Annotated in this window: 23 protein-coding genes; 7 read left to right on the top strand and 16 right to left on the bottom strand. The window is 67.2% G+C overall.

The window, feature by feature from the left end; all coding sequences use genetic code 11:
• Positions 1-25: 25 nt before the first annotated feature.
• The 3 genes from ASC78_RS24835 to ASC78_RS24825 all read right to left on the bottom strand — a co-directional run bounded on the left by ASC78_RS24835 (position 26) and on the right by ASC78_RS24825 (position 3,544).
• The gene (locus ASC78_RS24835) at positions 26-532 is read right to left on the bottom strand and encodes a YiaA/YiaB family inner membrane protein (RefSeq protein WP_055807787.1); all 507 of its coding nucleotides are present in this window, start codon (positions 530-532) and stop codon (positions 26-28) included.
• A 148-nt stretch (positions 533-680) separates the two neighbouring features.
• Entirely contained in the window at positions 681-2,636 is a 1,956-nt protein-coding gene (locus ASC78_RS24830) for an MFS transporter (RefSeq protein ID WP_055807785.1), read from the bottom strand.
• A 50-nt stretch (positions 2,637-2,686) separates the two neighbouring features.
• On the bottom strand, positions 2,687-3,544 hold the full coding sequence (locus tag ASC78_RS24825) for a hypothetical protein (RefSeq protein WP_055807783.1): 858 nt from the start codon (positions 3,542-3,544) through the stop codon (positions 2,687-2,689).
• A gap of 140 nt (positions 3,545-3,684) precedes the next feature.
• Here ASC78_RS24825 and ASC78_RS24820 point away from each other — a divergent pair, with 140 nt between their 5' ends.
• Positions 3,685-4,419 carry a helix-turn-helix domain-containing protein gene (locus ASC78_RS24820; RefSeq protein ID WP_055807781.1) on the top strand — a complete coding sequence of 245 codons (735 nt, stop codon included), beginning with the start codon at positions 3,685-3,687 and terminating at the stop codon, positions 4,417-4,419.
• A 16-nt stretch (positions 4,420-4,435) separates the two neighbouring features.
• Here the strand turns inward: ASC78_RS24820 and pyrF are convergent, their stop codons facing one another.
• The 6 genes from pyrF to ASC78_RS24790 form a co-directional block, all read right to left on the bottom strand.
• The gene (gene pyrF, locus ASC78_RS24815; RefSeq protein WP_055807779.1) at positions 4,436-5,260 is read right to left on the bottom strand and encodes an orotidine-5'-phosphate decarboxylase; all 825 of its coding nucleotides are present in this window, start codon (positions 5,258-5,260) and stop codon (positions 4,436-4,438) included.
• A 33-nt stretch (positions 5,261-5,293) separates the two neighbouring features.
• Entirely contained in the window at positions 5,294-6,073 is a 780-nt protein-coding gene (locus tag ASC78_RS24810) for a uracil-DNA glycosylase (RefSeq protein ID WP_055807777.1), read from the bottom strand.
• Complete coding sequence (rimI, locus tag ASC78_RS24805) at positions 6,070-6,612, bottom strand: ribosomal protein S18-alanine N-acetyltransferase (protein WP_055807776.1); 543 nt, start codon at positions 6,610-6,612, stop codon at positions 6,070-6,072. Before rimI ends, ASC78_RS24810 begins: the two co-directional genes overlap by 4 nt.
• Complete coding sequence (gene tsaB / locus ASC78_RS24800) at positions 6,609-7,337, bottom strand: tRNA (adenosine(37)-N6)-threonylcarbamoyltransferase complex dimerization subunit type 1 TsaB (protein ID WP_055807773.1); 729 nt, start codon at positions 7,335-7,337, stop codon at positions 6,609-6,611. The genes rimI and tsaB overlap by 4 nt, the downstream gene beginning before the upstream one ends.
• On the bottom strand, positions 7,330-8,352 hold the full coding sequence (locus tag ASC78_RS24795) for a DMT family transporter (protein WP_055807771.1): 1,023 nt from the start codon (positions 8,350-8,352) through the stop codon (positions 7,330-7,332). The genes tsaB and ASC78_RS24795 overlap by 8 nt, the downstream gene beginning before the upstream one ends.
• Positions 8,353-8,418: 66 nt before the next feature.
• The gene (locus tag ASC78_RS24790) at positions 8,419-9,183 is read right to left on the bottom strand and encodes a DeoR/GlpR family DNA-binding transcription regulator (protein WP_055807769.1); all 765 of its coding nucleotides are present in this window, start codon (positions 9,181-9,183) and stop codon (positions 8,419-8,421) included.
• Between the two features lie 79 nt (positions 9,184-9,262).
• Here ASC78_RS24790 and ASC78_RS24785 point away from each other — a divergent pair, with 79 nt between their 5' ends.
• From ASC78_RS24785 to ASC78_RS24775, 3 genes are all read left to right on the top strand, one after another.
• Positions 9,263-9,850, top strand: a complete 588-nt coding sequence (locus ASC78_RS24785; protein ID WP_055807916.1) for a GDP-mannose pyrophosphatase — start codon at positions 9,263-9,265, stop codon at positions 9,848-9,850.
• A gap of 7 nt (positions 9,851-9,857) precedes the next feature.
• Complete coding sequence (gene dacB, locus ASC78_RS24780) at positions 9,858-11,288, top strand: D-alanyl-D-alanine carboxypeptidase/D-alanyl-D-alanine endopeptidase (RefSeq protein ID WP_055807767.1); 1,431 nt, start codon at positions 9,858-9,860, stop codon at positions 11,286-11,288.
• A gap of 126 nt (positions 11,289-11,414) precedes the next feature.
• Entirely contained in the window at positions 11,415-13,001 is a 1,587-nt protein-coding gene (locus ASC78_RS24775; RefSeq protein ID WP_055807765.1) for an alpha/beta hydrolase family protein, read from the top strand.
• Positions 13,002-13,069: 68 nt separating this feature from the next.
• Here ASC78_RS24775 and ASC78_RS24770 read toward each other — a convergent pair whose 3' ends face one another.
• From ASC78_RS24770 to purE, 3 genes are read right to left on the bottom strand one after another with little or no spacing between them, the layout of a single operon-like run.
• Entirely contained in the window at positions 13,070-14,071 is a 1,002-nt protein-coding gene (locus tag ASC78_RS24770) for an L-threonylcarbamoyladenylate synthase (RefSeq protein WP_055807763.1), read from the bottom strand.
• Entirely contained in the window at positions 14,068-15,258 is a 1,191-nt protein-coding gene (locus tag ASC78_RS24765; RefSeq protein WP_055807761.1) for a 5-(carboxyamino)imidazole ribonucleotide synthase, read from the bottom strand. The genes ASC78_RS24770 and ASC78_RS24765 overlap by 4 nt, the downstream gene beginning before the upstream one ends.
• A complete protein-coding gene (purE, locus tag ASC78_RS24760; protein WP_055807759.1) occupies positions 15,255-15,800 on the bottom strand; it encodes a 5-(carboxyamino)imidazole ribonucleotide mutase in 546 nt (181 codons plus the stop codon). Before purE ends, ASC78_RS24765 begins: the two co-directional genes overlap by 4 nt.
• 36 nt (positions 15,801-15,836) lie before the next feature.
• Here purE and ASC78_RS24755 point away from each other — a divergent pair, with 36 nt between their 5' ends.
• Both ASC78_RS24755 and ASC78_RS24750 read left to right on the top strand, forming a co-directional pair.
• Positions 15,837-16,757, top strand: coding sequence for a tetratricopeptide repeat protein (locus tag ASC78_RS24755; RefSeq protein WP_055807757.1), 921 nt, complete (start codon positions 15,837-15,839; stop codon positions 16,755-16,757).
• A gap of 212 nt (positions 16,758-16,969) precedes the next feature.
• Positions 16,970-17,410, top strand: coding sequence for an META domain-containing protein (locus tag ASC78_RS24750; protein WP_055807915.1), 441 nt, complete (start codon positions 16,970-16,972; stop codon positions 17,408-17,410).
• Positions 17,411-17,450: 40 nt separating this feature from the next.
• Here ASC78_RS24750 and ASC78_RS24745 read toward each other — a convergent pair whose 3' ends face one another.
• The 3 genes from ASC78_RS24745 to ASC78_RS24735 form a co-directional block, all read right to left on the bottom strand.
• The gene (locus ASC78_RS24745; protein WP_055807755.1) at positions 17,451-18,356 is read right to left on the bottom strand and encodes a phosphoribosylaminoimidazolesuccinocarboxamide synthase; all 906 of its coding nucleotides are present in this window, start codon (positions 18,354-18,356) and stop codon (positions 17,451-17,453) included.
• Between the two features lie 104 nt (positions 18,357-18,460).
• Positions 18,461-19,525, bottom strand: a complete 1,065-nt coding sequence (fba, locus tag ASC78_RS24740) for a class II fructose-bisphosphate aldolase (protein WP_013544161.1) — start codon at positions 19,523-19,525, stop codon at positions 18,461-18,463.
• A gap of 134 nt (positions 19,526-19,659) precedes the next feature.
• Positions 19,660-20,169 carry an Lrp/AsnC family transcriptional regulator gene (locus ASC78_RS24735; protein ID WP_055807753.1) on the bottom strand — a complete coding sequence of 170 codons (510 nt, stop codon included), beginning with the start codon at positions 20,167-20,169 and terminating at the stop codon, positions 19,660-19,662.
• Positions 20,170-20,320: 151 nt separating this feature from the next.
• On the opposite strand from ASC78_RS24735, the gene ASC78_RS24730 reads away from it, so the two are divergent.
• A complete protein-coding gene (locus ASC78_RS24730; protein ID WP_055807751.1) occupies positions 20,321-21,337 on the top strand; it encodes a 1-aminocyclopropane-1-carboxylate deaminase in 1,017 nt (338 codons plus the stop codon).
• A 73-nt stretch (positions 21,338-21,410) separates the two neighbouring features.
• Here ASC78_RS24730 and ASC78_RS24725 read toward each other — a convergent pair whose 3' ends face one another.
• Positions 21,411-21,935: a hypothetical protein gene (locus ASC78_RS24725; protein WP_055807749.1), complete on the bottom strand. Its 525-nt coding sequence runs from the start codon at positions 21,933-21,935 to the stop codon at positions 21,411-21,413.
• Between the last annotated feature and the right edge of the window lie 35 nt (positions 21,936-21,970).

Genomic DNA, 21,970 nt, shown 5'->3' with positions numbered 1-21,970 from the left:
GACGTGTGGATGAGAAAAGAGGCGCTCAGTCGGCCGAGGTGGAGGAAGCAGCCGCTTCCTGGCGAGCGGCGCGGCGGCCTTGCAGGCGCGCTTCGATCAGGTCGGCTTCGTGGCGGTCGCGCAGCGTCTTGGCCAGCGTGAAGGCCGAGCTGATCAGGAAGAGCCAGCTCACGCCCAGGAAGGCCTTGTAGGCGTCGTTGATCTCCATGCGGAGCAGGCCCCAACCGGTCAGGCCCATGGCCGTGAAGAAGCTGCCCCAGACCACCAGGCGCCACATCGGCACGTCGCGGCCTGCGGTGCCGCCGGCGTCCGCATGCTGGTTGTCGCGGATGAACTTGGCCAGCATGAAGGCGGTGCTCAGGCAGAACACGTAGCCCATCACCATGAACGCACGGTCCAGCGCCTCGCCCGGCAGCCAGCTCAAGCCGGTAGCGCACAGGAACACGGCAATCGCGAAAGAAGCCCACACCTGCAGCTGCCAGGCCCGCGTATCGCGCTGGATCGAAACGGTGGTGGATGAGAAGGTTTGCATGAATGCCTCGCGGCGTAGTGAAGGTGGGCGAATGATGGTTCGCTCCCGCACCGCGAGGATCAAATGCTTCAACCAGTTCTGGTTTGAGCCGCCACGAGTATCTTCGAAAGATACTTTTTGGTGCCGGGCTTGCCGGCAAAGGCCGCGCCTAGGTGGCCAGCAAGCCGCTCACGCGCTGCTGCAGCGCATCGGGCCGCACGTCGGCTGGAGGCACCGCGTGGCCGACGTTCAGCCCCACGCGGCTGAAGAAGCCGCGCCGGAAGGGCTTGGCCATGGCCACGTTCTGGCCGCCGCGCAGTTCGATGCGGCTGAAGTACGAGCCCCAGAGGTTGGTCAGCGCCATCGGGATCACCGGCGGCTCGATGCCTTCGGCGCGCGCGCTTTCGATGATCTTCATCACGCCGCCCTTGAAGGGTTGCAGCGTGCCGTCGCGCGTGATCGCGCCTTCGGGAAAGATCGCCAGCAGGTCGCCTTCGCGCAGCACTTGCAGCGCTTTGGCAAAGGCGGCTTCGTAGGCGGCGGGGTCTTCCTTTTGCGGCGCGATGGGAATGGCCTTGGCCAGCTTGAACAGCCAGCCCAGCACCGGCACCTTGAAGATCCGGTGGTCCATGATGAAGCGGATCGGACGCGGGCTCGCCGCCATCAGCAGGATGGCATCGATGAAGCTCACGTGGTTGCACACCAGCACGGCCGCGCCCTCGGTCGGAATGTGCTCGTCGCCCTTGATCTCGAAGCGGTAGACGAAGTGCGACAGCATCCACGCGATGAAGCGCAGCAGGTACTCCGGCACCAGCATGAAGATGTAGAACGCCACCACCGCGTTGGCGATGCCGGTGAACAAAAAGATCTGCGGAATCGTGAAGCCGGCGCCAAGCAGCGCGCCCGCGATGACCGAACTGCCGATCATGAACAGCGCATTGAGGATGTTGTTGGCCGCGATGATGCGCGCGCGGTGCGTCGGCTGGCTGCGCAGCTGGATCAGCGCGTACATCGGCACGCTGTACAGGCCCGCGAAGAGCGACAGCAGCGCCAGGTCGGCCATCACGCGCCAGTGCGCGGCCTGGCTCACGAAGGCGCCGAGCCCCATGACCGCGACCGGCGGCAGCGCGCGCGACGCAAAGTACAGGTCGATGGCAAACACGCTCATGCCGATGGCGCCCAGCGGCACCAAGCCGATTTCCACCTGCCGGCGGCTCAGCGTTTCGCACAGCAGCGATCCGACACCGATGCCCACCGAGAACACCACCAGCAGCAGCGAAGCCACCTGCTCGTCGCCATGCAGCACTTCTTTCGCGAAGCTGGGGAACTGGCTCAGAAACACCGCGCCGAAGAACCACATCCACGAGATGCCCAGCAGCGAGCGGAAGACCACGATGTTGCCGTGCGCGAGCTTGAGGTTGCGCCAGGTCTCGCTGAACGGGTTCCAGTTGATCACGAGCCCCGGATCGGTGGCGGGCGCCGGTGGAATGGCCTGCGCCACGCCGCGCCCGACCAGTGCCAGCAGCAAGCAGGCCACGGCCACCGTGGTGTGGCCGACCTGCGGAAGGGCCACCAGCAGCCCGCCGGCCACCTGGCCGAGCAGGATGGCGACGAAGGTGCCCATCTCGACCATGCCGTTGCCGCCCGTGAGTTCGCGCGCGTCGAGCACCTGCGGCAGGTAGGCAAACTTGACCGGCCCGAACAGCGTCGAATGCAGGCCCATGAGGAACACGCAGCCCAGCAGCACCACCGCATCGGCCCTGACGAAGCCCCAGGCCGCGAGCAGCATGATCGCGATCTCGAGGTTCTTCACGAAGCGGATCATCTTCGTCTTGTCGAACTTGTCGGTGAGCTGCCCCGCAGTCGCGGAAAACAGCAGAAACGGCAGGATGAACAGCGCGCCGATGGCCAGACCCGCCATGGCCGGCGGCATCCAGCTCAGCTGGAGCTGGTAGGTCACCATCACGGTGAAGGCGAACTTGAAGAGGTTGTCGTTCGCTGCGCCCGCGAACTGCGTCCAGAAGAAGGGTGCGAAGCGCCGCTGCCCGAGAAGCGCGAACTGGTTGGCGTGCGCGTTCGCTTCGTGAGGCGGGGTGACTGCAGCAGCAGCGGCGGGATTTGTCATTCGAAGCAACTCCTCTTGTCTTGTTATCTACACGCTGCCCGGGGGAGAGCCTATGTCGTTAGGGCGGCTGCGTCGGGATTGTGCCGCAGCAACGTTGCCCGCCAGCCGATATCGAGCTTCCTGAGCGCCGCAAGCACAGGCAGGCCGGCCAGCGATGCGGCCAGGTGCTTGAGGCTGTGGCCGGAAATCAGCTGCCCGGTCATCTCGTAGATCGGCTCGTCGGCCAGTTCGAAGCCCTTGGCCAGCACATAGAAGAAGATCACCCAGCCGAGCTTGAGTCCGACCGCGCCGCGCATCGGCGTGGCCAGGGCCAGCGTCAGCACCACGGCCATGCCGCCGAACTGCACGATCGCCCAGGGCAGGACATTGCCGCTTTCATGGAACACCTCGGCCGCCAGCAGGCCGCCCGCCAGCACGAACCAGGCCGCCGGCCAGCCGGCACGCTGGCTCACGCGCTCGCAGACCGCAATGCCGATCAGGCCGGCGAACGCCACCGCCATGCCGGCCCGGTCGGCCGCGAGCCGGGACGCGTCGGGCATCAGGTGAAAGAAGGCCGAGCCGGCGGCAGTGGCAATCAGCCCCGCAAAGAAAAGCCAGGCGCAGTCGAGCGTGTTGTCCGGCGGATCGTTGGCCGGCGGTGCCAGCGGGAATTCGGCCAGCGCCTGCTGATGGGCACGGTCGATCCGGTGGAGCCGGTACAGGCCCCAGCAGCCGACGAGCGCGAAGGGCAGATTGCTGAGCACGTCCATCGCGTTGGGCAGGCCGTACCAGGCGCGGCTGTCGGCAAACACCGAGGCGATCGCCACGTCGGCGGCCGGCAGCGCGGGCCCGAGGAGGGCAGCCAGCGCGAGCAGGGCAAAGGTGAAAAGCAATCCGCGTTCACGGCGGCTGAGGGTGGGCGGGAGCATGGCGGTCCTCGTTGGGTGGGTGGTACGAGTCGCGGAATTTAGTTGCCAGCCTCTCTACAGGCATCGAGAATCGATACGAGGCATTAATTCACACCTTTCGGTATCTTCATTTAATACCCCTTTGCCAGCAAGCTACTTTCATGAGCACCACCGTCGACCTCGTCCAAGCCCTGAAGAACGAACTCAAGAGCGCCCGCATGACCTATGCCGACCTGGCGCGGTCGCTCGACATGGCCGAATCCAGCGTCAAGCGCATGCTGGCCAAGAGCGACATGCCGCTGTCCCGCGTCGACGCCATCTGCCGCGCGCTCAAGATCGACTTTGCCGAGCTGGCGCGCCGCGTGGCCGATGCCCAGCCGCTCTTGAAGGAGCTCACGCAGGAGCAGGAAAAAGCGGTGGTCAAGGACAAGAAGCTGCTGCTGGTGGCGATCAGCGTGCTGAGCCAGTGGACGCTGGAGCAGATCGTGTCTTCGTACCGGATCAGCGAGGCGGAATGCATCGGCTTTCTGGCACAGCTGGACCGCATCGGCATCATCGAGCTGCGCCCGCTCAACCGCTACCGGCTGAAGCTGGCCAAGACCTTCCGCTGGCGGCCGCACGGCCCGGTGATGGAGTTCTTTCGGGAGAACGTGGTGCTCGACTACTACCGCGGCGGCTTCGACGGCCCGGCCGAAGGGCTGCTGCTGGTGCACGGCTCGATCAGCCGTTCGCTGGCGCCGGCGTTCCTCGACCGGCTGCAGCGCGTGGCGCAGGACTTTGCGCAGCAGCACCAGACGGACCAGAAGCTCTCGGCAAAAGACCGGGAGGGCTACACGCTGCTGCTGGGCATGCGCAATTGGGAATTCGAAGCCTTCACCCGGCTTCGCCGCGCCTGACGACCAACGTTTGCTTTCAGGGCTTGGCGGCTTCCAGCGCGTCGCGCGTAGCTCGAGCGGCGCTCTTCGCCGCAGCGGCAAAGTCTTCGCCCGACGAGGCATAGATGATGGCGCGCGACGAGTTCACGATGATCGGCGCATCGGCGCGCCAGCCGGCACGCACCGTGGCCACTGCATCGCCGCCCTGGGCGCCGACACCCGGAATCAGCAGCGGCACCGTGGGCGCGAGTTCGCGCACGCGTTCGATCTCCGCCGGATAGGTGGCGCCCACAACGAGGCCGAGCTGGCCGTTGAGATTCCACGGGCCCTGCGCCAGCTTGGCGACGTGCTCGTAGAGGAAAGGCTGGCCCTCGATGTCCGCCAGCCGCTGCCCCTGCAGGTCGGAGCCGCCGGGGTTGCTGGTGCGGCAGAGCAAAAAGGCGCCCTTGCCTTCATGCTTGAGGTAGGGCGCCACCGAATCGAAGCCCATGAAGGGCGACAGCGTCACCGCGTCGGCGCCATAGCGCTCGAAGGCCTCGATGGCGTATTGCTCGGCCGTGGTGCCGATGTCGCCGCGCTTGGCGTCAAGGATCACGGGCACATGGGGCGCATTGCGGCGCATGTGCTCCATCAGTTGTTCGAGCTGGGCTTCGGCGCGGTGGGCCGCGAAATAGGCGATCTGCGGCTTGAAGGCGATGACCAGGTCGGCCGTGGCGTCGACGATGCGCGCGCAGAAGTCATAGATGCGGCCCGCGTCGCCCTTGAGCTGCCCCGGGAACTTGGCTGGCTCCGGATCGAGCCCCACGCAGAGCAACGAACCGTTTTTTTGCTGTGCGGTGGCCAGCTTGTCGAGGAAAGTCATGGGGCCTGATTTTAAGGACCCACCCGCTTGCCCTTAATTCGACGGCGTTTGCTGCTCAGCGGCCAGACAGAGATCGGCCCAGGCGCGCGCCTTGTCGGCGGGGTTTCGCAGCAGGTACGCCGGGTGGTAGGTCGCCACCACCGATACGCCCTGGATCGACGCCAGCGGCACGGCGCGTCCGCGCAATTTGCCGAGCGGATCGGCGCTTTGCATCAGGCTTTGCGCGGCCAGCGGTCCCATGGCGAGCACCAACGTCGGCGCCAGTGCGGCGGCATGTTCCTCGAAGGCCTCGGACATCGGCCGCGGGCTGCCGGGCTGGCCGGCGGCCACGCCGCGGTGCGTGCGCATCAGGTGCACCGGCGTCTTGCCGTCGTGCAGCTTGAGGGCGCGCAGCATGTTGTCGAGCAGCTTGCCCGCATCGCCCGCAAAGGGCTCGCCGTGGCGGCCGTCGGCCTCGGGCGGCATGTCGGCCACGACGATCCAGCCGCCCTGGGCTGGCCCGGTTCCGGCCTCGGCGTAAAGGCGGCGGGGCGCCTCGACCAGCACCGCGGCGCCATGGGCGATCGGCGCGGCCGCGGGGCGGGCCGCCGGGGCCGTTGCCGCAGCGGGCCTTGCGGCCGGGGCGGGCGCCTCGGCGACGAAGCGTTCGCGCGTTTCTTCAACCGGCGGCGGCTCCACGGCAACCGCTTTCGTTTCCACGGCGACCCTTGGCGCCTCGGCCACTTCGGGCATCGGCCACCAGACCTTCACGCCCATTTCGTCGAGCATCGCGCGCTGGCGCGCATCGAGCTTCAATGTCTGTACCGCGCTCATCGCAAAGCTCCCCAGGCGGAGCCTGTTTCATTCAGTCGCAGGCTCATGACCACGGCGTCTTCGCGCTTGTTGTCATGGGCCGGGTAGTAGCCCTTGCGCACGCCGACACTGCGGAAACCCTGGCGCACGTAGACGTCGAGCGCACGCTGGTTGCTCTGGCGCACTTCGAGCCAGAGCCATAGCGCGCCTTCGCCGCGCGACCATCCGGTCAGCGCGGCGAGCATCAGCGGCGCCCATCCCTGGCGCTGGAACGCCGGCGCCACCGTGAAGTTGAGCAGATGCACTTCGTCCACGCCCTTCATGGCGACGAAATAGCCGATCAGCGTTTCGCCGAGCATCGTCACCGGCGTGTTCAGCTCGGGCACGGAAACGGGCGCCAAGAGGCATTGGCAGTGGTAGCCCACCGCCATGGAATCGATGAAATTCGCCCGGGTCCACGGATGGCTGTAGGCCGTCTGTTCGACCGCGCAGACGGCATCGAGCCGCTCGACAGTGAGCGGTTCGAGGCGGGCTTCGACAGGCTGAAGAACGGCGCTCATGGTTTGACAACAGGTGGTGAAACCGCGACGGCAGCCGCCTTGATGGCAGCACGCTCATCGGTCGTTTGCGCCACTTTATCGCGAACATAGAGCGGCCAGGCATGTGCCGCGTCCACTGTGCGGCCGGCAGCCAGCAGCGCGGGCGCGAGGCGAAGCATGGCGGCGGCGGTCGGCAGTACTTCGTGGCGCGCCGCGGCGGGCGCCAGGCGCGTGCCGTAGGCGGCAAAAGCGTTGCCGGCAAGGCACCAGCCGGCGGGCACGTCGAGCGCTTCGGGCGCGAGCAGCAGCGGCTCGCCGCCATCGCCTTGCAGGGCGCCGAGCGCACCGCCACCGTCGAAATCGTAGCGCGCGGCATAGAGCTGGTCCATGCGCGCGTCGAGCGCGGCCACCACCTGGCGGGCGCCGAACGTGTGACGGGCCTCCTCGGCCACAGCCAGCAGCGTGTCGACAGGCAGCAGCCGCACGCCGGACCCGAAGGCCAGGCCCTGCGCCACCGAGCAGGCGGTGCGCAGGCCCGTGAAGGAGCCCGGCCCGCGGCCGAAGGCAATGGCGTCCAGCGCGGCCAGTTCGAGCCCGGCCTCGGCCAGCAATTGCAGGATGAGCGGGATCAGCGTGCTCGACGCCTGGGCGCCACCGGCGCCGCTGTGCGTGAACAGGCGTTCGCCGTGGCGCACCGCCACGGACAGGTGTTCGGTGCTGGTGTCGAAAGCCAGGAGCTTAAGCATCGCGTCGTCCCATGCCGGTGACTGGAACCGCGGGCATCGCGGCATGGCGGGCGCCGGAATTTGCCGATTTCTGCACGCCGAACAGGATGCCGGCGGTCACCAGCAGCAGGCCGGCCATCAGGTTCCATTGCAGCGGCTCGTCCAGCCAGATCACTGCGCCGAAGGCCGAGAGTCCGGGCACGAGCGCCGTGATCATGGTGCTGCGCACCGGTCCGAAGTACTGGATCATCTTCGTGAACGTGATGCCCGAGATGACGACCGAGCCCACGCCCTGGAACAGCATCTGGAACGCCACCTCGCCCCACGGTGCCGAACCGATGCGGCTCGCCACCGCACCGCCCGCCACCAGCAGGCTGTACACGGGCACATAGGTCAGCAGCGCGAAGACGGTGATGGCGATGGTCGCGCGCACGGCGTCGAGCCCACGGCGGCGCGCCACCACGCTGTAGCAGGCCCAGCAGAACGCGGCCGACATGAAGAGCAGGTCGCCCTTCCATACCTCGCCGCCCTCGAAGGCATGCAGCAGGCTGCGCCCGCCGACCACCAGATCGCCGGCCACGATCAGCGCCAGCCCGAAAGCGCGGGCGGGCGTGATGCGGTCGCGCAGCACCAGCGCGGCCAGCAGCGTGGTCCACAGCGGCAGGCTGCCGGGCATCAGCACCGAGGCGTGCCCGGCCGGCGCGAAGAAGAAGCCGCTGTAGGCCAGCGCGGCATAGGCCACGCCGCCTAAGATGCCGGCGCTGGCGGTCACGCGCAGCGACAGGGGCGAGAGGCCGAAGAGCGAGGAGGCAGTGGTGCCGTCCTTTTGCCGGAGGTCTTTCATGACCATCCAGGCGCCCCAGGGCACCAGCACCAAGCTGGCGCCGCAGATGCGCGCCAGCGCCAGGTCGAACGGGGTGAGCGAGCGCGCGGCCGAGGCCCGGGCGATCACGATGAAGGCCGTCCAGACCAGCACGGTGACCACGGCCGCTCCGATGCCGAGCGTGCGGGGCGAGAGGCGGGGCATGGCGGGCATCCCCCATTATCGAGGGCCCGCCCTTGGCCGCGCCGGCCAGGGGCGAATCGTCGCCGAATGCGGCGATCAGCCGCCGTCGCTGCGAAGGATGTCGAGCCCCGCCTTGCGCAGCGGCGCCAGCGCGGTCTCCGGCGTTTCCGGCGACACCAGCAGGCGGGTGGCCGCCGACACGGGGTTGACCATCCAGGCCGAGGCGGCGCCGATCTTTTCCGACGAGGCCAGCACCACCGTCTCGGCCGCGGCGGCCATGAGCGCGCGCTTGATCGCGGCCTCCTCGGCATCGCCGGTGGTCAGCCCGGCTTCGGCATGCACGCCGGTCACACCCAGGAAGCAGGTGTCGGCGTGGATGCGCGAGATGGCGTCCATCGCCGCCGCGCCCACCGCCACCATCGAATGCCTGAAGAGGCGCCCGCCGATCAGCACCACCTCGACGTCGGCGTGGCCCACCAGCTCGACCGCGACCGACGGGCTGTGCGTGACCACGGTGGCGCGCAGGTTCTTCGGCAGGTGCCGCGCCATCTGGACGGCCGTGGTGCCGCCGTCGATGAACACCACCTGCCCAGCCCGCACCAGGCGCGCCGCGGCACGGCCGATGGCCACCTTCTCCGCCGTTGCGAGGTGCAGCCGGCCCGCGAAATCGGCTTCGGCCCTGGCGAGCGGCAGCGCGCCGCCATGCACGCGCTGCAGCAGGCCCTCGGCCGCCAGCTCGCGCAAGTCGCGGCGAATGGTGTCTTCCGACAGCGCAAGCTCCTCGCTGAGCGACTTGGCGACGACGTTGCCGTCGCGCTGCAGGACCGAGAGGATGTGTTGCTTGCGCTGGCGGGTGAGCATCGGCCGATGGTAGCGGGCAAGCCCGCAAATTGCACGAATTTTCTTGTTTCTGCACGAATTTGCGCATAAGCTGCGTGCCATGAAACTTCAAGACCGCGTCCGGGTGCACGAAGTCACCCTGCTTTCCAACAACTGGTACACGCTGAAGACCACCGCCTTCGACTGGCGGCGCAACGACGGCCAGTGGCAGCGCATGCACCGCGAAACCTACGACCGCGGCAACGGCGCTACGCTGCTTCCATACAACCTGGCGCAGCGCACAGTGCTGTTGACGAAGCAGTTCCGCTATCCCGCCTTCGTCAACGGGCATGAAGACCTGCTGATCGAGGCGGCGGCCGGCCTGCTCGACAACGCCGCCCCCGAGGAGCGCATTCGCGCCGAGGTGGAGGAAGAACTGGGCTATAGGCTCGGCGCCGTGCACAAGATCCTCGAAGCCTTCATGAGCCCGGGCTCGGTCACCGAAAAGCTGCACTTCTTCATTGCCGAATACGACCCTTCGATGCGTATCGGCGACGGCGGCGGGCTGGCCGACGAGGGTGAGGACATCGAGGTACTGGAGCTAGGCATCGACGAAGCGCTGGCCATGGTGGCGGACGGTCGAATCGTCGACGCCAAGACGGTGATGCTGCTGTATCACGCGCAGTTGCATGTATTCGCGCCGAGATAATCGGCCGATGCGTCTTCTTCGCCGCTCCTTCCTTCGTACCGCCTGCGCCCTGTCCTTGACCGCATGGGCAGCCTCGAGTGCCTTTGCCCAGCAAGCTTTCCCGACCGAAGTGGAGACTGCCCTCGCGCGCGCCAAGGTGCCGCGCGATTCGGTGACGATGCTTGTTGCCGACGCCGACGGCGTGCGCCCGCCCCGGCTGGCCTGGCGCTCGCAGGTACAGGTCAACCCGGCATCGATCATGAAGGTGGTGACCACCTATGCCGCGCTCGACCTGCTGGGTCCGGCCTACAGCTGGAGCACGCCGGTCTACGTCGACGGCACGGTGAGCAACGGCGTGCTCAATGGCAATCTCTACATCAAGGGCCAGGGCGATCCCAAGCTGGTGCTGGAACGCGCCTGGCTGCTGCTGCGGCGTGTGCAGGGCCTGGGCATCACCACCGTGAGCGGCGACATCGTGCTCGACCGCAGCGCCTTCGAGAACACGATCGAGAACGACCCTGGTGCCTTCGACGGCGAGCCGCTGCGGCCCTACAACGCCTCGCCCGACGCACTGCTGGTCAACTTCAAGTCGGTCAACATGACCTTCACGCCCGAACGCGGCGGCCAGCAGGCGCGCGTGAGCTACGAGCCACCGCTGGCCAGCGTGTCGATGCAGCCCACAGTGGCGCTCGCGCCGGGCGAATGCGGCGACTGGCGCGCGGCGATCAAGCCCGACTTCAGCGATCCGAACCGCATCCGATTCACGGGTGCGCTTCCGGCCGCCTGCGGCGAAAAAAGCTGGGCCGTGGCGTACGCCGACCCGCGCACCTACGGCCTGCGCGCCATCGGCGGGCTGTGGGCCGAGATGGGCGGCCGCGTCGGCGGCCAGATGCGCGAAGGCCGGGTGCCAGCGGGCCTCCGGCCGGCCTTCGAATTCGCATCGCCGCCGCTCGCGGAAGTGGTGCGCGACATCAACAAGTACAGCAACAACGTGATGGCGCAGCAGCTGTTCCTCACGATCGGGCTCACGCAGAAGAACCGCGGCAGCTTCGAGGCCTCGCGCAGCGCACTGGGCCAGTGGTGGCGCGACCGCATCGGCACTGGCGAGGCGCCGCCGGTGTTCGACAACGGCTCCGGCCTGTCACGCGACGAGCGCATCAGCGCGGCGGCGCTCGGCAAGATGCTGCAGGTGGCGTGGCGCTCGCCGGTGATGCCGGAGCTGGTGTCGTCGCTGCCCGCCTCGGGCGTGGATGGCACGCTGAAAAGGCGCGCGTTGCGCTCGGGCGGCGCGGCCCACTTGAAGACGGGCTCTCTGCGCGATTCGGCCGGTGTGGCCGGGTACGTGCACGGCGCGAGCGGCCGGCGCTACGTGCTGGTGGCCATTGCCAACGGCGAGAACGCGGGGGCTGCGCGCGCTGCGTTCGACGCGCTGGTCGACTGGGCCTCGCAGGACAACTAAGCCGCCGGCCAGCGGCCGTGTACTGAAAAATTCTCCTAGGTATACGTGCCGCTTGCGTGCGTCGATGGTGCTGCACAGAATCGGACGCCCGTTCGGTTCGACTGACAAAACACCAAGAGGCACGCCTTGAACCAGCCCCAACGACCACCTTCGTCTCCGCTGCATCGGCTTTCGGCGCTCGTCGGCGTCACCTTGCTGCTGGCCGCCTGCGGTGGCGGTGGAGGCGGCGGCATCGGCATCAACGCGGGATTCCCGCCGCCGGCCGGCGACACCGGCCGCGGATCGGTCGTCACCGACCCGCCCGAGCAGACCGCCAAGCTGACGGCCGACCAGTTCAGGACCAACCTGCAGGCCACCGACCAGGGCAAGGCCTTGCTGCAGGTGGCCGGCACGCCCAGGTGCGGTGTCGAAGTACGCTACCTCGAATACCGCACGGTGGGCGGCAAGGGCGAGGCCACCAACGCGACGGCCGCGATCATGCTGCCGTCAGGGACCGACATCGGCTGCAACGGCGCGCGTCCCGTGGTGCTGTATGCGCACGGCACCAGCGCCGCACGCAACTACAACCTCGCCAAGTGGACCGATTCCACCCAGCCGGCCGCCGGCGAAGGCCTGACCATCGCCGCGATGTTCGCGGCGCAGGGCTACATCGTGGTGGCGCCCAACTACGCGGGCTATGACAAGTCGACGCTGCCCTATCACCCGTATCTCAACGGCGACCAGCAGGGCAAGGACATGGTCGATGCGCTCACGGCGGCGCGCAAGACGTTTCCGGGCATTGACGCGGCGGACGCGGGCTCGCTTCTGATCACCGGCTATTCGCAGGGCGGCTACGTTGCGATGGCGGCGCACCGCGAGATGCAGGCCACGGGCAGGGCGGTGACGGCATCGGCGCCGCTCTCGGCGCCCTCGGCCATCGGCCTGCTGGCGGACTACACCTTCCTGGGCTGGCCGGCGCTCGGCAGCACGCTCTTCGTGCCGCTGCTCTCGGCCAGTTGGCAGCAGCAGTTCGGCGACGTGTACGGCAGCACCGCCGACATCTACGAAGCGCAGTACGCCATCGGCATCGACACACTGCTGCCGAGCCTGACGCCCCTCACCACCCTGTATTCCAATGGCAAGCTGCCGCAGCTCGCGCTGTTTCCCGCTGGCGCAACGCCGGGGCCGGTGAGTCCGGAGCTGTCGATCTTCTATGGCCCCAACAACCTGATCCGCCAGACCTACCTGACGCAGGCCGCCGGGGACGTCCTGGCGAATCCCTGCCCCGGCAACGCGCTGCCCGCCACGGCCGCCTCGCTCAGCACGACGTCGCCGCTGGACTGCAGGCCAGCCGTGGGCTTCCGCAAGGCGGCGCGCGCCAACGACCTGCGCAACTGGCTGCCCGCCAGGCCGGTGCTGATGTGCGGCGGCGCCAACGACCCGACCGTCAATTTCCTGAGCACCCGCGCCACGGCCGGCTACTTCCGCGCACGCGGCATGCCCGCCGCCGCGCTGACGGTGATCGACCTGGAAGACACGGCCGCCACTGACGCCTACTCCACCGCGCGCGCCGGCTTCGCGCAGGCCAAGAGCATCCTCGCGCAGAACACCCCCGGCAGCGACGCCGACAAGCGGCAGGCCGTCACCCTGGCCTACCACGGCACGCTCGCAGCGCCGTTCTGCCTGGCCTCTGCCCGAGGTTTCTTCCAGGGCGTGCTGGCCGCCGGCGGTTAATAGGGGCTCGCTTCCAGAAATGGCGTGGAACCGGCTCTGCCGGGCCACTGGCATTGCCCCGGGGGGAGTTAGCCCATTGCGGCGCGCTGCAAGCGGTCGCGTACGCCTTCCCATTCGGGCGTATCGGGCGGCGTCTCGACCCAGATCAGCTTGACGCCCTCCGCGTCGAACTGGCGCAATACCGCGAACAGCTGGTGCGCACTGGCCACTGCATCGTCAGGCATGCGCCGCTGCAGCACGCGCTGCGAGGGGCTGCGCAGCTCAGTGCGCGACCACACCGCGATGTTGGCGGCGCCAGCGCCGAGCACGTCGAGCGCGGTCTGGATCGCCTTGGCGTCCATCAACCGCAGCTTGGCGTTGGGCGCGTAGTGGGCTTCCAGCGTGCCGGGGGCGCGCGGTTCAGGCGTCTCGAGCACCTCTCGGTTGCTCAGGCGCTCACCCAGGGCGGCCTCGATTTGCGCACGCGTGATCAGGCCCGGGCGCAGCAGCACCGGCGCGCCGCGGCTGCAGTCGACGATGGTCGATTCGATGCCCACCTCGCAGGCGCCGCCGTCGATCACCGGCAGTGAGTCGCCAAACTCGTCGACGACGTGCTGCGCCGTGGTCGGGCTGACGCGGCCGAAGCGGTTGGCGCTCGGTCCGGCAAGGCCCGGCACGCCCTGCTCGGCGCAGGCTTCGAGCAGCGCCCGCGCGACCGGGTGCGAAGGGCAGCGCAGGCCGATGGTGTCCTGCCCGCCGGCCGCCGCGGCAGCCACGCCGGGCTGGCGCGTGACGATCAGCGTCAGGGGGCCGGGCCAGAAGGCCTGCACCAGCTTCTGCGCGAAGGGCGGCAGCGGCTGCGCAAAGCGCGACAACGCTTCCGTGCCCTTGATGCCGGCCGCCACGTGGACGATCAGCGGATGGTCGGCCGGCCGGCCCTTGGCCTTGAAGATTCCACCCACGGCCATGTCGCTGGTGGCATCGGCGCCCAGCCCATAGACGGTTTCGGTCGGAAACGCGACCAGCCCGCCCGCGCGCAGCACGCGCACGGCTTCGGCAATGGCGTGGGGATCCTGCCCGTCGAGGATCATGCGAAATCGGCCGCCGTAAGGGGCGGCAGGCCGAGCAGAGTGGCGGCCTGGGAAGCCGCGGCGCGCACGCTTTCGAGCGTGGCGCCGGTGAGCGTCAGGTGGCCCATCTTGCGGCCTCGGCGCGGTTCGATCTTGCCGTACAGGTGCAGGTGCACGCCGGGCAGCGCGAGCACCTCGCTCCAGCGCGGCGAGGCCGGTTTGGTGCCGCCCGCGGTGAACCACAGGTCGCCGAGCAGGTTCAGCATGATCGCCGGGCTGTGCTGGCGCGGCTGGGCCAGCGGCAGGCCCGCGAGCGTGCGCACCTGCAGCTCGAACTGCGACACGTCGCAGGCCTCCATGGTGTAGTGGCCGCTGTTGTGCGGCCGCGGCGCCATTTCGTTCACCACCAGCGAGCCGTCGGTCAGAACGAAAAACTCGACGCACAGCACGCCGACGTAGTTGAGCCCGGTGGCAATGCTCTTGGCGGAATTGACGGCCGCCTGCGCCACGGTCTTGGGCATGTTCTGCGCATGCACCTCGGTCACGGCCAGGATGCCGTCGCGGTGCAGGTTGCGCTGGGGCGGAAAGTGCACGATCTGCCCGTCGCGGCCGCGCGCGACGATGACCGAGCATTCGAACTCGAGCGGCAGCATTTTCTCGAGTACACAGGGCACGCAGTGCGCAGCCTGCCAGGCATCGACCAGCTCGGCGCGCGTGGTCACGCGCTGCTGTCCCTTGCCGTCGTAGCCCAGGCGTGCGGTCTTCAGGATGCCGGGCAGCAGCCCGTCCTCACCGGCCGCGAGCTGGGCCGCGGTCTCGATGACCGCGTACGGTGCGCAGGCCACGCCGCAGCGCGTGAAATGGGCCTTTTCGGCGATGCGGTCCTGTGCGATGGCAATGGCGGCGGCATCGGGCGACACGGGCCGAGCGGCCGACAGCTTGTCCAGCGAGGGCGCCGGCACGTTCTCGAACTCGGTCGTGACCGCATCGGCCAGGCCCGCGAGCCGCGCCAGGCCGTCGACGTCGGCGTAGTCGGTGTGAATGTGGTGATGGCTCACCCGGCCGGCCGGGCTGTCGGCATCGGGGTCGAGCACGGCCGTGAAATAGCCCATGCGCTGGGCGGCATGGGCGAACATGCGGCCCAGCTGGCCGCCGCCGAGCACGCCGAGCGTGGCGCCGGGAAGAATGGGCAGGCCGTTGTTGGTCATAGCGCACCTCCGCCCTGCGGCGAAAAGGGGGATACGGCGGCGCCGTCCACCGGCGGCGGCAGCGCCATGGCTTCGGCCGCGGCCGTTTGCGCGGCGCGGAAAGCATCGAGCCTGGCGCGAAGCGCGGGGTCGTTCACCGCCAGCATCGCTACCGCGAACAGCGCCGCGTTGGCGGCCCCCGCATTGCCGATGGCAAAGGTGGCCACCGGCACGCCCTTGGGCATCTGCACGATGCTGTAGAGCGAATCGACACCCTGCAGGTGGCGACTGGCCACCGGCACGCCGAGCACCGGCACCGTGGTTTTCGAGGCCAGCATGCCCGGCAGGTGGGCCGCGCCGCCCGCGCCCGCGATGATGGCGGCAAGCCCGCGCCCGGCGGCGCTTTCGGCGTACGCGAAGAGCGCATCGGGCATCCGGTGGGCCGAGACCACCTTCGCTTCGTGCTGGATCCCGAATTGCTGGAGAATCTCGACCGCGTTGCGCATCGTCTCCCAATCGGAGCTCGAGCCCATCACTACACCGACCTGAATGGTTTCGTTCATGGTTTCAATTTTACGTTTCACCCCCAGCTGGTTCCGATGATCGACATCACTCTCGAAAATTTTCAGGCCGAACTGATCGAAGGCTCGGTCGCCACGCCAGTGCTGCTCGACATCTGGGCCGAGTGGTGCGGGCCGTGCAAACAGCTTGGCCCGGTGCTCGAAAAGCTCGAAACCGAGTACGCCGGTCGCTTCACGCTGGCCAAGCTCGACGCCGACAAGGTGCCGCAGATCTCGTCGCAGCTGTCCGAAATGTTCGGCGTGCGCAGCATTCCGTTCTGCGTGATGTTCAAGGACGGCCAGCCGGTCGACGGCTTCGTGGGCGCCATTCCGGCCGAGAAAATCCGCGAATTCCTCGACAAGCACGTGCCCGGCGCCGACGAAGCCGAGGCGGTTTCCGAGGGCGCGGCGGCCCAGGATGCCCTGGCCGAAGGCGATACCGAAGGCGCGCTGGAGCGGCTGCAGCATGCCGTGGCCACCGACCCGGCCAACGACGATGCCCGCTTCGACTACGTCAAGCTGCTGCTGCAGATGGGCCGCATCGACGAGGCCAAGGTGGCCTTTGCGCCGGTGATTGCCAAGACCACACTGGTGCGCCGCTTCGACTCGCTGCAGCGCTGGATGGACGCCATTGATTTTGCGGCGCCGCCATCGGGCCCCGCGCCTGAACTGGCCGACTTCGACGCCAAAATTGCCGCCACCAAACGCGACTTCGACGCCCGCTTCGGCCGCGCGCAGCTGCTGATGGATGCCCAGCGTTGGACCGACGCCATGGACGAGCTGCTCGAAATCCTCATGCGCGACAAGAGCTGGAACGAAGAACTCGCGCGCAAGACCTACATCGCGATCCTCGATCTCATCGAGCCGCCGAAGATCAAGGTAGCCGACGGGCAAATTCCACCGGACGATCCGGTGGTGGCCACCTACCGCCGGCGCCTCAGCAGCGTGGTGCTGAGCTGATCGACAAATTTGCGCATATTCGAATGCGCAGCTCTTAAAAGGCGACTCCCGAGTCGCTTTTTTTGTTGATTTCAATTCGCCGTCGACATCAGTCAGCGTACGCAAGGTCGTCCGCACCATAGTGGCAGGCGGCGCCGCCTTGGCGAGCCCAGGCGGCGTCGCATACGATGGCGCCGATTCAACTTGTTGCAATTGAGAAGGAAAAATCGGCCATGCGCTCCCTCGCCCGTCTCGCGCTCCCCGCCCTCGCGACCGCAATGCTGGCCGCCGCCCTGTCCGCCTGCGGCAGCGGCATCAGCCTCGACGAGCCGATCGAAGGTCCGGTCTGGCGTCTCGCGCAGTTGGGCGGCGAACCCGTGGCGACCGGCGGCGATGCGCAGATCCAGTTCGACCGCAGCAGCGGCCGCGTCAGCGGATCGGGCGGCTGCAACCGCGTTTCGGGTTCGTTCACGCGCAGCGGCATCACGCTGCGCATCGGCCAGCTGGCATCGACCCGCATGGCCTGTGCCGATCCGGTGCGCGGCGCCAACGAGGCGCAGTTCATGTCGGCGCTGCAGACCACCGCGAGCTACCGGCTCGCCGGTCCCGGGCAGCTCGCGCTGCTCGACGCGAGCGGCCGGACTGTGGCCACGCTGAACGCGGCAACACGCTGAACGTTGCTGCTGGGAGCGCTCTTCGCGCTCCTTTTCTTGCTCAGCCGGTGAGGCGTTCCAGCGCTTCGCGGTACTTGGCCGCGGTCTTCTCGATGACTTCGGCCGGCAGACGCGGCGCCGGCGGGGTCTTGTCCCAAGGCTTGCCATTGATCTTGGTGGCTTCGAGCCAGTCGCGCACGAACTGCTTGTCGTAGCTCGGCGGATTGGCGCCGGCGGCCAGCGCGGCCTGGTAGCCCTCAACCGGCCAGTAGCGCGAGCTGTCGGGCGTGAGCACTTCGTCCATCAGCACCAGCGTGCCGGCTTCGTCCAGGCCGAACTCGAACTTGGTGTCGGCGATGATCATTCCCTTGGCCAGCGCGATCTGCGCGGCGGTTTCGTAGATCTCGAGGCTGGTCTCGCGGATCTGCTGCGCCAGCTTGGGGCCGACGATCTCGACCACGCGGTCGTAGCTGATGTTCTCGTCATGCTCGCCGGCCGCGGCCTTGGCGGCGGGCGTGAAGATCGGGCGCGGCAGCTTGCCTGCGTTGGTGAGGCCCTCGGGCAGCGGCACGCCGCAGACCGAGCGGCTTTCCTGGTATTCCTTCCAGCCGCTGCCGGCCAGGTAGCCGCGCACCACCGCCTCGACCGGGATCGGCGTCAGGCGCTTGACCAGCATCGAGCGGCCGGTTACCTGCGGCACCTCTTCAGGCGTGACCGCGCTTTCGGGCGCGTCGCCGGTCAGGTGGTTGGGGCACAGCTGGCCCAGGCGGTCGAACCACCAAAGCGCCATTTTCGTGAGGATTTCGCCCTTGCCTGGGATCGGCTCGCCCATGATCACGTCGAAGGCGCTGAGCCGGTCGCTCGCAACCATCAGGATGCGGTCTTCGCCGACGGCGTAGTTGTCGCGCACCTTGCCGCGCGCAAGCAGGGGCAGGCTCTGGATGGAGGAGGTGTGGACGGTGGTCATGGGGCGTGCTGTGCGAAAACGGGTGGCGTGACGGGAAAAACGGATTGTGCGCGCAGAAAAAAGCCACCGCGAACGGTGGCCTGCGAATCGCGAAAAAAGTTTCTTTAGACGACTTCTTGCGCGAGCTCGCCCTTGGCGTATTTGGCGGCCACGACCTGCAGCGTGTCGCCCTTGATCTTGGCGCCCTGGCCTTCGCAGCCGAACTCGATGTAGCGCTGCTTGCAGATCAGCTTGGCGGCTTCGCGCGCGGGCTTGAGCCATTCGCGGGCGTCGAACTTCTCGGGGTTCTCGGCCAGGAACTTGCGCACCGCGCCGGTCATCGCCAGGCGGATGTCGGTGTCGATGTTGATCTTGCGCACGCCGTGCTTGATGGCTTCCTGGATTTCCTTCACGGGCACGCCGTAGGTTTCCTTCATGTTGCCGCCGTACTGGCGAATGATGGCCAGCAGTTCCTGCGGCACGCTTGACGAGCCGTGCATCACCAGGTGGGTGTTGGGAATGCGGCGGTGGATTTCCTTGATGCGGTCGATCGCCAGGATGTCGCCGGTGGGCTCGCGCGTGAACTTGTAGGCGCCGTGGCTGGTGCCGATGGCAATGGCCAGCGCGTCGATCTGGGTGCGCTTCACGAAGTCGGCGGCCTGCTCGGGATCGGTCAGCAGCTGCTCGCGCGTCATGGTGTCGTCGGTGCCGTGGCCGTCTTCCTTGTCGCCCTTCATGGTTTCCAGCGAGCCCAGGCAGCCGAGCTCGCCTTCGACGGTCACGCCCAGGCGGTGGGCCATGTCCGACACCTTCTTGGTGACGTCCACGTTGTAGTCGTAGCTTGCAATGGTCTTGCCGTCGGCCTCGAGCGAGCCGTCCATCATCACCGAGCTGAAGCCCAGGTCGATGGCGCCCTTGCAGACGTCGGGGTTCTGGCCGTGGTCCTGGTGCATGACCAAGGGGATGTTCGGGTACTGCTCGATGGCGGCCTGGATCAGGTGCTTGATGAACGCTTCGCCGGCGTATTTGCGGGCACCGGCACTGGCCTGCAGGATGACGGGCGCGCCGGTTTCCTTGGCGGCCTCCATCACGGCCTGGACCTGTTCCAGGTTGTTGACGTTGAAGGCCGGAATGCCGTAGCCGTTGGCGGCTGCGTGGTCCAGCAGTTCGCGCATCGAGACGAGTGCCATGGGAAATACCTCGCGGAAATAGGGGAAAAAGAAGGCGGAAAGACGAGAGAAAACTGCCGCAATTCTATCGAGCCCCCTTGTGGGACGGCACTGACAGGTACCTCAAGGTACCGGAAAGGGCGTGGCGGACGCCTCTAAATCGGCAGTTGCGTCGTCGACAGCACCTGCTTGAGCACCACGAAAGTCCGGATCTGACGCACGCCGGGCAGGTACAGCAACTGCTCGGCGTGCAGGCGGTTGAAGCTGTCGTTGTCGCGCGTTCGCACGAGCATGAAGTAGTCGAACTCGCCCGTGACCACATGGCATTCGAGGCAGCCGGACACCTTCTGCGCGGCCTTCTCGAAATCGGCGAACGAGTCGGGCGTCGAACGGTCGAGCACCACGCCGATCATCACCATCATGCCGAGCTCCAGGGCCTTGGCATCGAGCAATGCCACGATGCCCTGGATGAGCCCCGCGGCCTTGAGCCGCTCGACCCGGCGCAGGCAGGCCGGCGCGCTGAGATTGACCTTGGCCGCCAGCGCCACGTTCGAGACCGAGGCATCGCGCTGCAGGGCGCGAAGAATTGCGCGATCGGTCCGATCGAGCTCCACCGTCGCTTCGGCCGCCTGCGCCGGCGTGGTACGCAACTTTATTGTGCTCATCTCTTATTCTTTAAACCAAAAACACTCGGTCTGTCGATCTTGTCTTTTTTTTGCTCTCATTTCCATTGAAATTTGCAACCACGTTTCTCCGCCTTCTTTCTACGATCGATCTCATTCCTCCTCCCTTTTTCATTTCCTCTGGAGCACATCGATGAACCTCAAGAAATTTCCCCGCCATACCCTAACCTTCGGTCCCACGCCGATCCATCCGCTCAAGCGCCTGAGCGCGCACCTGGGCGGCGAAGTCGAGCTCTACGCCAAGCGGGAGGACTGCAACAGCGGCCTTGCCTTCGGCGGCAACAAGACCCGCAAGCTCGAATATCTGATTCCCGAGGCGATCGAGGGCGGCTACGACACGCTGGTGTCGATCGGCGGCATCCAGTCGAACCAGACGCGTCAAGTGGCCGCCGTGGCCGCGCACCTGGGCATGAAGTGCGTGCTGGTGCAGGAGAACTGGGTCAACTATTCGGACGCGGTGTACGACCGCGTCGGCAACATCGAGATGTCACGCATCATGGGCGCCGACGTGCGGCTGGACAACGCGGGCTTCGACATCGGCATCCGCAAGAGCTGGGAAGAAGCCATGGACGACGTGCGCAAGTCCGGCGGCAAGCCCTTTCCGATTCCGGCTGGCTGCTCGGAGCACCGCTACGGCGGGCTCGGCTTCGTCGGGTTTGCCGAGGAAGTGCGCCAGCAGGAAGCCGAGCTGGGCTTCAAGTTCGACTACATCGTGACCTGCTCGGTCACGGGCAGCACGCAGGCCGGCATGGTGGTGGGCTTTGCGGCCGACGGCAGGGCCGACCGCGTGATCGGCATCGACGCATCGGCCAAACCGCAGCAGACCTTCGAGCAGATCGTGCGCATTGCCCGGAGCACGGCCGAACTGGTCGAACTGGGCCGCGACATCACCGACAAGGACGTGGTGCTCGACCGCCGCTTCGGCGGTCCCGAATACGGCTTGCCCAACGAAGGCACGCTGGAATCGATCCGCCTTTGCGCACGCCTGGAAGGCATGCTGACCGACCCCGTGTACGAGGGCAAGTCGATGCACGGGATGATCGAGAAGGTGCGCCTGGGCGAATTCCCGGCTGGTTCGAAGGTGCTGTACGCGCACTTGGGCGGCGTGCCGGCCCTGAACGCCTATAGCTTCCTCTTCCGCAACGGCTGAGCGAACTCGGCTCGCGCGGCAGACACCCGCCGAGCCCGTCTCGTCTAGCCTTTCGACGATTTGTGCCGCTCCGTCAGCGGGGTTTGACGCGCACATACTCCCCAGAGGGCTTGGCAGACTTGTCTGCCCTGACACACAAGTGTCCGTCGCACAGCGTGACATCGGCCTCGTTGTAAGCCTTGAGCAATGTGGCAGAAATTTGGTTCTTTGCGATCTCGTCGTAGTAGTGACTTGATAACCAAACACCGCCCCCCAGCATCAACACCAGGCTGCCCAACGTGATGCCTGCAACCTTCCAGATCAGATGGCGGTGCAACGCCTCGGCACGTCGGAACTGCGCGCTCAAGGCAAGAGAAGCCTGATGGATTTGTTCGCCTGCTTCGCGCAGGCGCCGTTCATAGTCGGAAACCGGCCGCTCGATACCGCCGCGAACATCGGCAAGCACTGCCTCTGGCAGCCGGCTCAGCTGTTCGTTGACGGCCTGGCGCACCACGGCCGGCACCTGCTGGGAAAGTGTCCGCAGTTCCGAGCCGGATTGCTCGCATTGGCGCTCGAACTTTTCGACCAGTGCGCTCATCTTGCTGGCCAAGGCCAGCATGGATTGATCGTTCACTTTTATTTGGCTCGCCTGTT

The sequence above is a fragment of the Variovorax sp. Root318D1 genome (genome assembly GCF_001424835.1).
GTDB lineage: Bacteria > Pseudomonadota > Gammaproteobacteria > Burkholderiales > Burkholderiaceae_C > Variovorax.
The sequence above is the reverse complement of the archived record's forward strand: the minus strand, read 5'-3'. Positions and strand labels throughout refer to the sequence as shown.

What these genes read in the sequence shown, in the direction of transcription:
- pyrF (WP_055807779.1), bottom strand. Translation starts at nt 5,260, where the DNA reads ATGACTTTCCTCGACAAGCTGGCCACCGCACAGCAAAAAAACGGTTCG.
- tsaB (WP_055807773.1), bottom strand. Translation starts at nt 7,337, where the DNA reads ATGCTTAAGCTCCTGGCTTTCGACACCAGCACCGAACACCTGTCCGTG.
- ASC78_RS24730 (WP_055807751.1), top strand. Translation starts at nt 20,321, where the DNA reads ATGAACCTCAAGAAATTTCCCCGCCATACCCTAACCTTCGGTCCCACG.
- purE (WP_055807759.1), bottom strand. Translation starts at nt 15,800, where the DNA reads ATGAACGAAACCATTCAGGTCGGTGTAGTGATGGGCTCGAGCTCCGAT.
- ASC78_RS24785 (WP_055807916.1), top strand. Translation starts at nt 9,263, where the DNA reads ATGAAACTTCAAGACCGCGTCCGGGTGCACGAAGTCACCCTGCTTTCC.
- ASC78_RS24795 (WP_055807771.1), bottom strand. Translation starts at nt 8,352, where the DNA reads ATGCCCGCCATGCCCCGCCTCTCGCCCCGCACGCTCGGCATCGGAGCG.
- ASC78_RS24765 (WP_055807761.1), bottom strand. Translation starts at nt 15,258, where the DNA reads ATGACCAACAACGGCCTGCCCATTCTTCCCGGCGCCACGCTCGGCGTG.
- ASC78_RS24830 (WP_055807785.1), bottom strand. Translation starts at nt 2,636, where the DNA reads ATGACAAATCCCGCCGCTGCTGCTGCAGTCACCCCGCCTCACGAAGCG.
- ASC78_RS24790 (WP_055807769.1), bottom strand. Translation starts at nt 9,183, where the DNA reads ATGCTCACCCGCCAGCGCAAGCAACACATCCTCTCGGTCCTGCAGCGC.
- ASC78_RS24725 (WP_055807749.1), bottom strand. Translation starts at nt 21,935, where the DNA reads ATGCTGGCCTTGGCCAGCAAGATGAGCGCACTGGTCGAAAAGTTCGAG.
- ASC78_RS24745 (WP_055807755.1), bottom strand. Translation starts at nt 18,356, where the DNA reads ATGACCACCGTCCACACCTCCTCCATCCAGAGCCTGCCCCTGCTTGCG.
- fba (WP_013544161.1), bottom strand. Translation starts at nt 19,525, where the DNA reads ATGGCACTCGTCTCGATGCGCGAACTGCTGGACCACGCAGCCGCCAAC.
- dacB (WP_055807767.1), top strand. Translation starts at nt 9,858, where the DNA reads ATGCGTCTTCTTCGCCGCTCCTTCCTTCGTACCGCCTGCGCCCTGTCC.
- ASC78_RS24750 (WP_055807915.1), top strand. Translation starts at nt 16,970, where the DNA reads ATGCGCTCCCTCGCCCGTCTCGCGCTCCCCGCCCTCGCGACCGCAATG.
- rimI (WP_055807776.1), bottom strand. Translation starts at nt 6,612, where the DNA reads ATGAGCGCCGTTCTTCAGCCTGTCGAAGCCCGCCTCGAACCGCTCACT.
- ASC78_RS24835 (WP_055807787.1), bottom strand. Translation starts at nt 532, where the DNA reads ATGCAAACCTTCTCATCCACCACCGTTTCGATCCAGCGCGATACGCGG.
- ASC78_RS24825 (WP_055807783.1), bottom strand. Translation starts at nt 3,544, where the DNA reads ATGCTCCCGCCCACCCTCAGCCGCCGTGAACGCGGATTGCTTTTCACC.
- ASC78_RS24820 (WP_055807781.1), top strand. Translation starts at nt 3,685, where the DNA reads ATGAGCACCACCGTCGACCTCGTCCAAGCCCTGAAGAACGAACTCAAG.
- ASC78_RS24810 (WP_055807777.1), bottom strand. Translation starts at nt 6,073, where the DNA reads ATGAGCGCGGTACAGACATTGAAGCTCGATGCGCGCCAGCGCGCGATG.
- ASC78_RS24735 (WP_055807753.1), bottom strand. Translation starts at nt 20,169, where the DNA reads ATGAGCACAATAAAGTTGCGTACCACGCCGGCGCAGGCGGCCGAAGCG.
- ASC78_RS24770 (WP_055807763.1), bottom strand. Translation starts at nt 14,071, where the DNA reads ATGATCCTCGACGGGCAGGATCCCCACGCCATTGCCGAAGCCGTGCGC.
- ASC78_RS24755 (WP_055807757.1), top strand. Translation starts at nt 15,837, where the DNA reads ATGATCGACATCACTCTCGAAAATTTTCAGGCCGAACTGATCGAAGGC.